The sequence below is a fragment of the Pseudomonas sp. GW822-FHT02D10 genome, from assembly GCF_058802345.1.
On record NZ_JBXAOB010000002.1, the window covers coordinates 82,755 to 95,057 of the forward strand.

The 12,303-nt window shown below is 60.5% G+C and carries 12 protein-coding genes; 5 read left to right on the forward strand and 7 right to left on the reverse strand.

Going from position 1 to position 12,303, the window contains the following annotated elements; all coding sequences use genetic code 11:
- Positions 1-50: 50 nt before the first annotated feature.
- Positions 51-377, reverse strand: a complete 327-nt coding sequence (locus AC1RPZ_RS03590; RefSeq protein WP_493134973.1) for a DOPA 4,5-dioxygenase family protein — start codon at positions 375-377, stop codon at positions 51-53.
- A gap of 40 nt (positions 378-417) precedes the next feature.
- Positions 418-1,368 carry a choline sulfate utilization transcriptional regulator gene (locus AC1RPZ_RS03595; protein WP_493134974.1) on the reverse strand — a complete coding sequence of 317 codons (951 nt, stop codon included), beginning with the start codon at positions 1,366-1,368 and terminating at the stop codon, positions 418-420.
- 114 nt (positions 1,369-1,482) lie between these two features.
- Here AC1RPZ_RS03595 and betC point away from each other — a divergent pair, with 114 nt between their 5' ends.
- The 3 genes from betC (at position 1,483) to AC1RPZ_RS03610 (ending at position 5,680) form a co-directional block, all read left to right on the forward strand.
- Positions 1,483-2,997 (forward strand): choline-sulfatase, encoded by a 1,515-nt coding sequence (betC, locus tag AC1RPZ_RS03600; protein ID WP_493134976.1) that lies wholly within the window; start codon positions 1,483-1,485, stop codon positions 2,995-2,997.
- Positions 2,998-3,012: 15 nt separating this feature from the next.
- A complete protein-coding gene (choX, locus tag AC1RPZ_RS03605; RefSeq protein ID WP_493134978.1) occupies positions 3,013-3,945 on the forward strand; it encodes a choline ABC transporter substrate-binding protein in 933 nt (310 codons plus the stop codon).
- 166 nt (positions 3,946-4,111) lie between these two features.
- On the forward strand, positions 4,112-5,680 hold the full coding sequence (locus tag AC1RPZ_RS03610) for a SulP family inorganic anion transporter (protein ID WP_493134980.1): 1,569 nt from the start codon (positions 4,112-4,114) through the stop codon (positions 5,678-5,680).
- A gap of 72 nt (positions 5,681-5,752) precedes the next feature.
- On the opposite strand, the gene aroE is transcribed toward AC1RPZ_RS03610, so the two are convergent.
- Both aroE and hemF read right to left on the reverse strand, forming a co-directional pair.
- A complete protein-coding gene (aroE, locus tag AC1RPZ_RS03615; protein WP_493134982.1) occupies positions 5,753-6,574 on the reverse strand; it encodes a shikimate dehydrogenase in 822 nt (273 codons plus the stop codon).
- 13 nt (positions 6,575-6,587) lie between these two features.
- On the reverse strand, positions 6,588-7,502 hold the full coding sequence (hemF, locus tag AC1RPZ_RS03620; RefSeq protein WP_262111456.1) for an oxygen-dependent coproporphyrinogen oxidase: 915 nt from the start codon (positions 7,500-7,502) through the stop codon (positions 6,588-6,590).
- A 179-nt stretch (positions 7,503-7,681) separates the two neighbouring features.
- Between hemF and AC1RPZ_RS03625 the strand changes: the two genes are divergently transcribed.
- Positions 7,682-8,659 carry an NADPH:quinone reductase gene (locus AC1RPZ_RS03625; RefSeq protein ID WP_493134984.1) on the forward strand — a complete coding sequence of 326 codons (978 nt, stop codon included), beginning with the start codon at positions 7,682-7,684 and terminating at the stop codon, positions 8,657-8,659.
- Between the two features lie 133 nt (positions 8,660-8,792).
- Here AC1RPZ_RS03625 and tsaC read toward each other — a convergent pair whose 3' ends face one another.
- The 3 genes from tsaC to AC1RPZ_RS03640 all read right to left on the reverse strand — a co-directional run bounded on the left by tsaC (position 8,793) and on the right by AC1RPZ_RS03640 (position 11,611).
- On the reverse strand, positions 8,793-9,350 hold the full coding sequence (gene tsaC / locus AC1RPZ_RS03630; RefSeq protein WP_493134986.1) for an L-threonylcarbamoyladenylate synthase type 1 TsaC: 558 nt from the start codon (positions 9,348-9,350) through the stop codon (positions 8,793-8,795).
- A 51-nt stretch (positions 9,351-9,401) separates the two neighbouring features.
- On the reverse strand, positions 9,402-10,505 hold the full coding sequence (gene dprA, locus AC1RPZ_RS03635) for a DNA-processing protein DprA (RefSeq protein WP_493134988.1): 1,104 nt from the start codon (positions 10,503-10,505) through the stop codon (positions 9,402-9,404).
- 80 nt (positions 10,506-10,585) lie between these two features.
- Entirely contained in the window at positions 10,586-11,611 is a 1,026-nt protein-coding gene (locus AC1RPZ_RS03640) for a LysM peptidoglycan-binding domain-containing protein (RefSeq protein WP_493134990.1), read from the reverse strand.
- 171 nt (positions 11,612-11,782) lie between these two features.
- On the opposite strand from AC1RPZ_RS03640, the gene def reads away from it, so the two are divergent.
- Entirely contained in the window at positions 11,783-12,289 is a 507-nt protein-coding gene (gene def / locus AC1RPZ_RS03645; RefSeq protein WP_493134992.1) for a peptide deformylase, read from the forward strand.
- Positions 12,290-12,303: the final 14 nt, after the last annotated feature.

Sequence of the window (12,303 nt, forward strand, 5' to 3'; positions counted from 1 at the left end):
GCGGCGTTCCGACGATGAGGCCCTGACAGCCAACCCAGCTCCCACCCTGCTCAAAAAATCGACAAATCCAGTGGCCGTATCGCACCCATCCAGATTGCATGATCGGTGTGGTCAGCCAGGTCATCACCGGTATCCGGGTGCAGAAACACCACCAAACCTTTGCGATTGAGCGCCAGCCACGGCAGCACTTCGCCAAGCTGCTCCGGCGCGAAGGCCAGCTGACAACTCCAGTCCGGGTGCGGGCCGACCAGCCGTTCGTGCACCCGGCCCATCTTCAGCGGGAACAACCGCGCAGCCTTCTCACACAGGGCTCGCGCCTGATCAATCGTGCTCGCGTCGAAGTAAACGTGGGCGTGGTAGCCCGTGATCTGTTGCATAGCGTTCTCGTGTCGCGGGATTCATTCCCCACCCGCAACGCTACACCGCAATCGACGGCAGGGCCAAGCCAGTCAGTGATTCAGCGCTGCTGGCCTGTTCGGCCATCAGCCAGTCGACGAACTGCTGGATCAGCGCACTGCGGCGTTTACGCTGGGGCAGCACCACGTAATAGCCGAAGCTCGATATCGCCGTCTCGGCAATCGGCCGGCACAACAAACCTTGCGCCAGCAAGTTATCCACAAGGTGCCGCCAACCGATGGCCACGCCCTGGCCGCCAATCGCCGCTTGAATCAACAGCGTGTAGTTGTCGAAGCGCAACTGCCCCGGCGCGGGTGGTGTGGCGATACCCAGTGCGCGGAATACGCCGCTCCAATCGAACCAGTGACTGCTGTTTTCGCCGCGCAAATGCAGCAGCGGCAACGCTTGCAGGGCGTGAGCGGGCAGGGGCGTCGTGCGCTCCTTGAGCAGCAACGGGCTGCACACCGGGAACACTTCTTCGCTGAACAACCAATGGCTTTCGCCCTGCTTGAAACGCCCATCGCCAAACAGCACGGCCACATCAATGTCGGTGCGCAGCATGGTGTGGCTGCGCTCGCTGGTGACCAGGCTGACGTCCACCTGCGGGTTGGCTTGGTGAAAGCGGTGCAGGCGCGGCATCAGCCAATACGCGGCGAAGGCGAAGTCGGTGGCCACCTGCAACACCTCGTGCTGATGCTGGGCGCTGATCGCATTCAGTCCGGCGTCGATGCTCTGCAAACCGGCCTGCACTTGCTCGAACAGAATCGCCCCGGCCTCGGTCAGCTCGATGCCTCGGTAAATGCGGTCGAACAGCCGCGTACCGAGTTGCTCCTCCAACCGTTTGATCTGCTGGCTGACAGCGGGCTGCGTGGTGCCGAGCTCCACTGCCGCGGCGGTGAAGCTGCGATGACGCGCGGCGGCTTCAAAGGCGCGGAACAGGTCCAGGGACAAATCACCAAGGGCGTCATACATAAGCTGCTCTTATCCTAGTCATTGCCTGGCGTGGGATTTACCACGAAGTGCATGGGCTACATCCTCGATCACAGCACTTTCGCATAACTCCTCACTATGGAATGCCGCGATCACATGAAGCGCAAGAACATTCTTTTCATCATGGCCGATCAAATGGCCGCGCCCCTGTTGCCGTTCTACGGCCCATCACCGATCAAGCTGCCCAACCTGAGCCGCCTGGCCGCGCAGGGCGTGGTGTTCGACGCCGCGTATTGCAACAGCCCGTTGTGCGCCCCTTCGCGGTTCACCCTGGTCAGCGGCCAGTTGCCGAGCAAGATCGGCGCCTACGACAACGCGGCAGATTTTCCTGCGGACGTGCCGACCTATGCCCACTACCTGCGGCGCCTCGGCTACCGCACTGCGCTGTCCGGCAAGATGCATTTCTGTGGCCCGGATCAGCTGCATGGCTACGAAGAACGCCTGACCAGCGATATCTATCCGGCTGACTACGGTTGGGCAGTGAACTGGGATGAACCGGACGTGCGCCCGAGCTGGTATCACAACATGTCCTCGGTGCTGCAGGCCGGGCCCTGCGTGCGCACCAATCAGCTGGATTTCGATGAAGAGGTGGTGTTCAAGGCCCAGCAGTACCTGTTCGATCACATCCGCGAAGACGGCGATCAGCCGTTCTGCCTGACCGTGTCGATGACTCACCCACACGATCCGTACACCATTCCCAAAGCCTTTTGGGACCTATACGACGACAAAGACATCCCGCTGCCGGAAACCCCGGCGCAAGACGAACTCGATCCGCATTCCCAGCGTCTGCTCAAGGTTTACGACCTGTGGGACAAGCCGCTGCCTGTGGATAAGATCCGCGATGCGCGCCGCGCCTATTTCGGTGCATGCAGCTATATCGACACTAACGTCGGCAAACTTCTACAAACCCTCGAAGAAACCGGACTGATCGACGACACCATCATCGTCTTCTCGGGCGACCACGGCGACATGCTCGGCGAGCGTGGGCTCTGGTACAAAATGCACTGGTTCGAAATGGCCGCCCGGGTGCCACTGCTGGTCAGTGCGCCGGGGCAATTTGCGGCAGGCCGAGTAAGCGCAGCGGTGTCGACTGCCGATTTGCTCCCGACGTTGGTGGAACTGGCCGGCGGTAGCCTGGAACCCGGTTTGCCGCTGGACGGTCGTTCGCTGGTTCCACACTTGCTGGGGCAGGGCGGGCACGACGAAGTGTTCGGCGAATACATGGCTGAAGGCACCATCAGTCCGCTGATGATGATCCGCCGCGGTGCCTACAAATTCATCTACAGCGAAGACGACCCGTGTCTGCTCTTCGACGTGCATAACGATCCGCGTGAACAGGAAGAACTCAGCCAATCCGCGCAAAATCGCCCGTTGTTCGACGATTTTCTCGCCGAAGCGCGGGCCAAATGGAACATCCCGGCGATCCACCAACAGGTGCTCGACAGCCAGCGTCGACGACGTTTCGTCTCTCAGGCACTGACGCTCGGCAAGCTGAAGAGCTGGGACCACCAGCCGCTGGTCGACGCCAGTCAGCAATACATGCGCAACCACATCGACCTCGATGATCTGGAGCGCAAAGCACGTTATCCACAACCCTGCCAAAACCAATAACGTAAGGGGAAGAACATGCAAAGGTTATCCACAGTACTGACAGCGGGGCTGCTGGCCTTGAGCAGTGTGTCGGCCTACGCCGAGCAAAGTTGCGACACGGTGAAAATGGCAGATCCGGGCTGGAGCGACATCGCCGCGACTAACGCCATCACCGGTTTCCTGCTTGAAGGCATGGGTTACAAGGCCAAGGTCGACACCCTGGCGGTGCCGATCACCTTTGGCGGGCTCAAGGATGGCCAGGTCGATGTGTTCCTGGGCAACTGGATGCCGGCGCAGCAAGGCTTCTACGACAAGTTCGTGGCCAATGGCGATGTCACCCAACTGGCGAAGAACCTCGACGGCACCGAGTTCACCCTGGCCGTGCCGGACTACGTATGGGATGCCGGCGTGCATGACTTTGCCGACCTCAACAAGTACGCCGAGCTACACCCAAAAGAAGTTGATAAAAAGATCTACGGCATCGGCTCCGGTGCCCCGGCGAACATCTCGCTGCAAGAGATCATCAAGAAGAATGATTTCAACCTCGGCCAGTGGAAGCTGGTCGAGTCCAGTGAACAGGCGATGCTCGCCGAAGTCTCCCGTGCGGTGAAAAAACAGAAGTTCGTGACTTTCCTCGGCTGGACCCCGCACCCGATGAACGTGCAGCTGAAAATGCATTACCTGAAGGGCGGCGAAAAGTACTTTGGCGACACCGGCAGCGTCCACACCCTGACCCGTAAAGGTTATGCACAGGCCTGCCCGAACGTCGGCAAGCTGCTGACCAACCTGAGCTTCACCCAGGAGATGGAGAACAGCATCATGGCCGAGGTGGTGAACAAAAAGGTCAGCAACGCCGACGCGGCGAAGGCGTGGATCAAGGCCAACCCGGCAGTGCTGGAGAAGTGGCTGGATGGCGTGAAAACGGCGGATGGGAAGGATGCGTTGTCAGTAGTCAAAGCCAAGTTATAAAGTCCGAGGACGCCATCGTCGGATCGCCGCCCGGAGCAAGCTCGCTCCCACAGAGAAATGCGCGAACCTGTGGGAGCGAGCTTGCTCGCGAATCGATTTTTGCCCTTGCACCGCCGCAACTGAAACACCACTCTGAAGCATTTTCAGTCACTCACCGAGAGGATCCATGGCAATCCCCAACCGCCATAAACTCTTCCCCTTTCTCAGCTGGCTGCCCCGGCAAACCCGTGCCAGCGTCGGCCGCGACCTTGTCGTTGGTCTCAGCGGGGCGATTCTTGCGTTGCCGCAGTCCATTGCCTACGCATTGATCGCCGGGTTACCCGCCGAATACGGCTTGTACGCCGCGATCATCCCGGTATTGATCGCCTGCCTCTGGGGTTCTTCCTGGCATTTGATCTGTGGCCCGACGGCGGCGATTTCCATCGTTCTTTACGCCAGCGTCAGTCCCTTGGCCGTACCCGGCTCCCAGGACTACGTCACGCTGATCCTGTTGCTGACCTTCCTCGCCGGTGTTTTCCAGTGGTTGCTGGGCATGCTGCGCTTTGGTGCCTTGGTGAACTTCGTCTCGCACTCGGTGGTGCTGGGCTTCACCTTGGGTGCGGCGGTGGTGATCGCCCTCGGGCAGTTGCCGAACCTGTTGGGGCTGGATCTGCCGAATCAGGCCACGGCGCTGAACAGTTTGATGTCCTTGATCGGCCACATCAGCGAGCTGGATAAACCGTCGCTGGCGCTGGGCCTCGTCACACTGGCGGTAGGCATCGCGCTGAAACTGCTGGTGCCACGCTGGCCGAGTCTGCTGTTCAGCCTGATCTTCAGCGGCCTGTTGGTGTGGCTGTGGCCATCGATGTTTGGCCATGTGAAGTTGGTCAGCTCGTTCGTGGGCCGGTTGCCGCCGTTCAGCCCGTTACCGCTGGATCTGGACCTGGTGTTGCGCCTGCTGCCCAGCGCGGTGGCGGTCGGCATGCTCGGGCTGGTCACCAGCCTGTCGATTGCCCGCTCGTTGACAGCGCGCTCGCAGCAGTTGCTCGATGCGAATCAGGAAGTCCGCGCGCAGGGGCTTTCGAACATTGTCGGCAGTTTTTTCGCAGGCTCGCTGTCGGCTGGCTCCTTTACCCGTTCGGGCTTGAGTTATGAAGCGGGCGCCTGTTCGCCGCTGGCCGGGGTGTTCTCGGCACTGTGGGTGGCGTTGTTTGCGCTGACTGGGGCAGCGTTGATTGCCCAGATCCCGATTCCAGCGATGGCCGGGAGCATTCTGCTGATTTGCTGGGGGTTGGTGGACCATCGCGGCATTCGCGCTTTGTTTCGGGTCAGCCATGCCGAATTCGCGGTGATGGCACTGACCTGCGTCGCCACCTTGCTGCTGGAGCTACAAACGGCGATCTACGCCGGGGTGTTGGCCTCGCTGTTTTTTTACCTCAAACGCACCTCGCAACCCCGCGTGCAGCAATGGCGCGAAGGCGATGAAGAGATTCTGCGGTTCGGTGGCTCGATCTTCTTTGGTGCCAGCCACTACCTGCAAGTCCGCCTGCAACATACTCAAGGTCTGAAGGTGGTGATCGAAGCGCAGTACATCAACTTCATCGACTATTCCGGCGTAGAGATGCTGCACCAGGAAGCGCGACGACTGCTTAGAGATAACCGCAGCCTGATCCTGCGCCGGGCGCGGGGGCATGTGGTCGAAGAGTTGATAAAGCTCGAAGGAGCGGAGAAATGCCCGATCCGGTTTGAGGATTGAAAAGATCGCAGGCTTCGCCAGCTCCTACAGGAGTACGGCGTAGGAGCTGCCGAAGGCTGCGATCTTTTGATCTTAAAGCGCCAACTGCCGGCGGAGTTCGGCCAGCACCGGCGCGGTATCCGGGCGTACGCCGCGCCACAGGAAGAACGCTTCGGCGGCCTGTTCGGCCAGCATCCCCAGGCCATCCATCGCCACCGCCGCGCCGTGCTCGCTGGCCCAGCGGCAGAACGAGGTGGGTTCCTTGCCGTACATCATGTCGTAGCAAACGGTCTTGCCGGGCTCGATCAGGCTGCTGGCAATCGGCGGTACATCGCCTGACAGACTGGCCGACGTCGCATTGATGATCAGGTCCACCGGCTCACGCAGCCAGTCGAAACCACTGGCGGACACCGGGCCGAGATCGGCAAACAGCTCGGCCAGCAATTCGGCTTTTTCCACCGTGCGATTGGCGATGATCACCGACGCCGGCTGCTCGGCCAGCAACGGTTCCAACGCGCCACGCACCGCACCGCCTGCGCCCAGCAGCAGAATGCGTTTACCGCGCAGGCTGAACCCGGCGTTGACCGTCAAATCCCGCACCAGCCCAGCGCCATCAGTGTTGTCGCCCAACAGGCTGCCGTCGGCCAGTTTGCTCAAGGTGTTGACCGCACCGGCCCGCTGCGCCCGTTCCGTCAGGCTGTTGGCCAGACGATAGGCTTCTTCCTTGAACGGCACGGTGACGTTGGCGCCACGGCCTTCGCGGAAAAACTCGGTGGCACAACCGGAAAAGTCATCCAGTGGCGCCAGCAAGGTGCTGTAGTCCAGGTGCTGAGCGGTCTGCTCGGCAAACAGGCGATGGATCAACGGCGATTTGCTATGGCCAATCGGGTTACCGAATACGACGTAACGGTCCATCAGGATTCCTCGTTCAGGCGTTAGCCAACCAATCGCGGTCTTGCAGGAAATACTCGGTCAGGCGCGCTTCTTCACTGCCTGGCTCGGCCTTCCAGTCGTAGCCCCAACGCACTTGCGGCGGCAGCGACATGAGAATCGACTCGGTACGCCCACCCGATTGCAGGCCGAACAGCGTGCCACGGTCGTAAACAAGGTTGAATTCGACGTAACGCCCGCGACGGAATTCCTGAAATTCGCGCTGTTTCTCGGTGAAGGCTTGCGCCTTGCGGCGCTGGACGATCGGCAGGTACGCATCAATGTAAGCGTCGCCAATAGCACGCATGAAAGCGAAGCAGGTGTCGAAGTCCCACTCGTTCAGGTCATCGAAGAACAGGCCGCCAATCCCCCGGGGCTCGTTGCGATGCTTGATGTGGAAATAGCTGTCGCACCAGTCCTTGTAACGACTGTAGACGTCCGGACCGAACGGCGCGCAAGCCTGCGCAGCCACGCGGTGCCAGTGCACGCAGTCTTCTTCATTGCCGTAGTAAGGGGTCAGGTCGAAGCCGCCGCCAAACCACCAGACCGGCTCTTCGCCTTCTTTCTCAGCGATGAAAAAGCGCACGTTGGCGTGAGACGTCGGTACATGTGGATTGTGCGGGTGAATCACCAGCGACACGCCAAGGGCTTCGAAGCCGCGCCCGGCCAGTTCCGGCCGATGGGCGCTGGCGGACGGCGGAAGACCGCTGCCAAAGACGTGAGAAAAGTTGACGCCACCTTTCTCGATGACTGCACCGTTTTCGATCACTCGCGTGCGACCACCACCACCGGCAGGCCGGGTCCAGGCGTCTTCGACGAAGCGAGTACCGCCGTCTTCGGCTTCCAGCGCGGCACAAATACGGTCTTGCAGGTCGAGCAGGTAGGCTTTAACGGCCTCGGTGCGGGTAGTCATGGCATCACCTTGAATCGGGCAAAGCTACGCGGCGCTCGATCAGAACGGCGGCCGGCGCAAATGGGCGCGTAGCATAACACTGCACTCGTGACCGTCGCAGTTGACGAAGATCAAGCTTAGGAGTCCGATAGGGCGCTACGCGCTACAACGCTAGTAGCCAAGACCCAAGGAGAGAGCAGATGGCCAAACGTATCCAGTTCCGAGCCCATGGCGGCCCCGAAGTGCTTGAGTATGTGGACTTCCAACCGGCCGAGCCTGGCCCGCAGCAGGTGCGCGTGAGCAACAAGGCCATCGGCCTGAATTTCATCGACACCTATTTCCGCAGCGGCCTCTATGCACCGCCCGCCCTGCCATCAGGCCTGGGCTCGGAAGGCGCAGGCGTAGTCGAAGCGGTGGGCCGCGAAGTCACTCGTTTCAAGGTCGGCGACCGTGTGGCCTATGGCAGTGGCCCGCTGGGTGCTTACAGCCAGGTGCATGTGTTGCCGCAAGACAATCTGGTGCATCTACCGGACGCCATCAGCTTCGAACAGGCCGCGGGCGTCATGCTCAAGGGCCTGACCGTGCAGTACCTGCTGCGTCAGACCTATGAACTCAAGGGTGGCGAAACCATTCTGTTCCACGCCGCTGCCGGTGGTGTCGGTTCGCTGGCTTGCCAGTGGGCCAAGGCCTTGGGCGTGAAGTTGATCGGCACCGTGAGCTCACCGGAGAAAGCCGCGCTGGCAAAATCCCTCGGCGCCTGGGAAACCATCGACTACAGCAAGGAAAACGTCGCACAGCGGGTGCTGGAACTGACTGACGGCAAAAAGTGCTCGGTGGTCTATGACGGCGTCGGCAAAGACACCTGGCTGACCTCGCTCGACAGCGTAGCGCCACGCGGGCTGGTGGTGAGTTTCGGTAATGCGTCGGGGGCGGTGGACGGGGTGAACCTGGGGATTCTCGCCGCGAAAGGCTCGCTGTACGTGACCCGGCCAACCCTGGGGACTTACGCAAACACTGCCGAGAACCTGCAAACCATGGCCGATGAGCTGTTCGGGATGATCATCAGCGGCAAGCTGAAAGTGGACATCAGCCAGCGTTATCCATTGGCGGAAGCGGCGAAGGCGCAGATTGAGTTGTCGGCACGGCGTACGACCGGGTCGACGGTGCTTTTGCCTTAAGTATCAGGGTGTTTGATCGGGCCTCATCGCGAGCAAGCTCGCTCCCACAGTAGATCTTCAGTGAACACAGATTTTGTGTACGACATAGATCCAGTGTGGGAGCGGGCTTGCTCGCGAAGGCCTCAAGTCGGTCTCAATCCGGGCGCACAACCTTGCCCGTCGCCAGATCGCGAATCACACTCGGGTTCTTGCGCCCGCCCAGGTTACCGCCCAGCACCAGGTCGATTTGCCCGCGGAAATACTGCTCGACGCGAATTCGCGTGCGCGCTGCCGGCCGGCCTTGCGGGTTGGCTGAAGTCGACACCAACGGCCCGACCAACGCACACAAGTCCCGCACTAGCGGGTGATCGCTGACCCGCAGCGCCACGGTCTCGTGCACCCCGGTGATCCATTGCGGCAGCATGTTTTGATGGGGCACCAGCCAGGTATTCGGCCCCGGCCAGGTGCTGGCCATGCGATCCATCCACAGTTCCGGGAAGTCTTCGAACAGGAAGTCGAACTGGCGAATGTTGTCGGCAATCAGGATCAAGCCCTTTTCCACCGAACGGCCCTTGATCGCCAGCAAGCGATACACCGCCTCTTCATCCCACGGGTCGCAACCCAGGCCCCAGACGGCTTCGGTTGGATAGGCAATCACCGCCCCTGCGCGAATTTCTCGTGCGGCTTGTTGCACACGCCAACTGTTGACCATTACCGACTCTCCAAAATAAGGCTGTGCGCAGTTTACCGATCTTTCATGAACCTAGCGTAGGCGTGCAAACCAGCGTCCGCCTTCGCTCACCGCCCGGCCATCCATTTCAAGCTCTGTCAGCGCGGCCAATACCTTCGACAACGCCCATCCCGCCGCGTCGGCCAAGGCCTCACTGGTATGCGGCGCGGCAAACAGCAGGCACAGCAACGGGTGATCGATGGGCGCCGGGGCTTCTGTGGATAACGGCAGATTCTGCCAACCGCGCAGACCTTCGAGGATATGTTCGATGGTTTCCACCAACACCGCGCCATCGCGGATCAACTGGTGGCAACCACGGGCGCCGGGATGATGGATGGAGCCTGGAATCGCATACACTTCACGCCCTTGCTCCGCCGCCAGCCTGGCGGTGATCAACGAGCCGCTGGCAACACTGGCCTCGACCACCAGCACCCCGAGGGATAATCCGCTGATAATCCGGTTGCGCCGTGGGAAGTTGCTGGCGTGTGGCCCGGCGTCCAGCGGAAACTCGGACACCACCGCGCTGCCCTGAGCAATCATCGCGTCGGCAATGCGTCGATTGCGCTGTGGATAAAAATTTTCCAGGCCAGTGCCGAGCACTCCAACCGTCTGCCCTCCAACATCCAGCGCGGCCTGATGCGCCGCCGCATCGATGCCCAGCGCCAGACCGCTGGTGATAACAAAACCGGCGCCCGCGAGGCTGCGGGAAAACGCTGCGGCGGTGTCCATTCCCGGCCTCGACGCGCGTCGGCTGCCGACCATCGCCAGCTGCGGTTTTTCCAGAATGCCCGGATCGCCCGCAACAAATAGCAGCGGCGGTGGATCACTGATTTCTGCCAACAGTGCCGGGTAGCCCGGCTGGTCAACCATCAGTAAATATTGGCCCTCACGCTCTAACCAGGCCAGTGCATGGTAGGCACCATCGCGTATTTCGGGGCTGCGTCGGGCCTCGGCACACGCCGCTGGCAGCCCCAACGCGCGCCAGGCGCTGGCCGGGGCACTGATGGCTTTTGAGGCCGAACCAAAGGCTTCGAGCAGCTTTTGAAACCGTCGTGGACCGAGCTCCGGGAGACGATGTAAACGCAAACGCGCTTCCAGTTCCGCGGGTGAAACCTGCGTAGAGGCGAACAGCGGCATAAGATCATCCTTGATCGTTATTGGTCCTGTTGAATCAGCAACAAGCTGTGGATAAGTCTGTTGGTAACTTGTTGAGTCTTTTACGGATTGCGCACTTTATCCATCACCGCGAGGGAGCGTGAAGCGTTGAGCACCAAGCCATAACTGAGCTTTTCGTAGGTGCGGAAGATCATCAGCAAACCGGCGCGCTCATCCGGGATTTTCACCTGCTCGCCCGTCACCCGGTCACGCACGGTTTCACCGGTTTTCATCACCGCCAGCACATTGCCTTCGGCCAAACCGTCGCGCTGGCCCTTGTTCAGGGTCACCACGTCGAGCGCGCCGATCTGCGTAACACCCCGTGGCACGTCGATGATCAAGCCGTGAATATCGGTTTTGGGTGCGCTGGGCATGAAGGTCGAGTTGATCGCCCGCTCTTCGCCGCTGAACAAACGGTCGCCGAGACGGACCTCTTGGGTAGTGCGTTGCAAGGCGAGGGTCGCTACATCACCTTCGGTGGCGATGATCTCGCCGCCGCCGATGTCATCGGCGTTGATTCCCAGAGACTCTTTGCTTTGCGGGTCGCTGTAGACCTTGCCCTGGCGGAAGATGCCGTACACCGACTGCGCCGGGTCGAACTTGCCGCGTGCGTAGATGCGATCGCCCATGCCGCTGAGCACCCGTTCGGCGTCGCCGGCAACGATGTACGGCGCCTTGTTGAAGTCCTCCAGGTTGTCGACGATGCGGTTGCTCAACAGGAAGCTGTTGATCGATCGCAGCGGAATACTCGGAATGGCGTCGGCCATCGGCGTGCTGCGCACTTGTGGCGAGAGCTTGAGGGTGCCCCGTGAAGCCCCGCGATTGAGGGTCAGGCGCGGTTGCCCGTTGATATAGACCAGCGACAGCGAGTCGCCGGGATAGATCAGGTTGGGGTTTTCAATTTGCGGATTGGCCTGCCAGAGTTCGGGCCATTTCCAGGGTTCGCGAAGGAATTTCCCAGAGATGTCCCAAAGTGTGTCACCCGCCACCACCGTGTAATGCTGTGGAAAACCTTCCTTGAGTTGCACTTGTCCGTGTGCGAAACCGGCCGAGGCCAGAAGCAGCAAGGCGAGTAGTGATTTCCTCATGCGGTGAATCCCTTTATTATGTGCATTCGCGTAGAACGCCAGAGCCCCCGTGGCTCGCTCCCCCCTTGCTAATGAAAAGAAGGGAGCTACGTTTTACAACGGTAGCCTGCATCTTCGGACCCGCCAGGCCATCGGCCCAGACTTTACTTCACACGTGCAGCAATTACGCTTATGGCTATTTTGAACATCCTCGAATTTCCCGACCCGCGCCTGCGTACTATCGCCAAACCGGTGGCCGTAGTGGACGACGAAGTGCGGCAGTTGGTCGATGACATGTTTGAAACAATGTATGAAGCACCCGGCATCGGCCTCGCGGCGACCCAGGTCAACGTACATAGACGCATCGTGGTCATGGACCTTTCCGAAGACCGTAGCGAACCGCGGGTGTTCATCAACCCCGAGTTCGAAGTCCTGACCGACGAGATGGGTCAGTACCAGGAAGGCTGCCTTTCGGTGCCGGGCTTCTACGAAAACGTCGACCGCCCGCAACGCGTGAAGGTCAACGCCCTGGACCGTGACGGCAAACCTTTTGAGCTGATCGCCGAAGAGCTGCTGGCGGTGTGCATTCAGCACGAATGCGACCACCTCAACGGCAAATTGTTCGTCGATTATCTGTCCACGCTCAAACGCGACCGGATCAAGAAGAAACTGGAAAAGCTCCATCGCCAGAACGCTTGATGCCCCTCCAAAGG

What these genes read in the sequence shown, in the direction of transcription:
- AC1RPZ_RS03590 (WP_493134973.1), bottom strand. Translation starts at nt 377, where the DNA reads ATGCAACAGATCACGGGCTACCACGCCCACGTTTACTTCGACGCGAGC.
- AC1RPZ_RS03595 (WP_493134974.1), bottom strand. Translation starts at nt 1,368, where the DNA reads ATGTATGACGCCCTTGGTGATTTGTCCCTGGACCTGTTCCGCGCCTTT.
- betC (WP_493134976.1), top strand. Translation starts at nt 1,483, where the DNA reads ATGAAGCGCAAGAACATTCTTTTCATCATGGCCGATCAAATGGCCGCG.
- choX (WP_493134978.1), top strand. Translation starts at nt 3,013, where the DNA reads ATGCAAAGGTTATCCACAGTACTGACAGCGGGGCTGCTGGCCTTGAGC.
- AC1RPZ_RS03610 (WP_493134980.1), top strand. Translation starts at nt 4,112, where the DNA reads ATGGCAATCCCCAACCGCCATAAACTCTTCCCCTTTCTCAGCTGGCTG.
- aroE (WP_493134982.1), bottom strand. Translation starts at nt 6,574, where the DNA reads ATGGACCGTTACGTCGTATTCGGTAACCCGATTGGCCATAGCAAATCG.
- hemF (WP_262111456.1), bottom strand. Translation starts at nt 7,502, where the DNA reads ATGACTACCCGCACCGAGGCCGTTAAAGCCTACCTGCTCGACCTGCAA.
- AC1RPZ_RS03625 (WP_493134984.1), top strand. Translation starts at nt 7,682, where the DNA reads ATGGCCAAACGTATCCAGTTCCGAGCCCATGGCGGCCCCGAAGTGCTT.
- tsaC (WP_493134986.1), bottom strand. Translation starts at nt 9,350, where the DNA reads ATGGTCAACAGTTGGCGTGTGCAACAAGCCGCACGAGAAATTCGCGCA.
- dprA (WP_493134988.1), bottom strand. Translation starts at nt 10,505, where the DNA reads ATGCCGCTGTTCGCCTCTACGCAGGTTTCACCCGCGGAACTGGAAGCG.
- AC1RPZ_RS03640 (WP_493134990.1), bottom strand. Translation starts at nt 11,611, where the DNA reads ATGAGGAAATCACTACTCGCCTTGCTGCTTCTGGCCTCGGCCGGTTTC.
- def (WP_493134992.1), top strand. Translation starts at nt 11,783, where the DNA reads ATGGCTATTTTGAACATCCTCGAATTTCCCGACCCGCGCCTGCGTACT.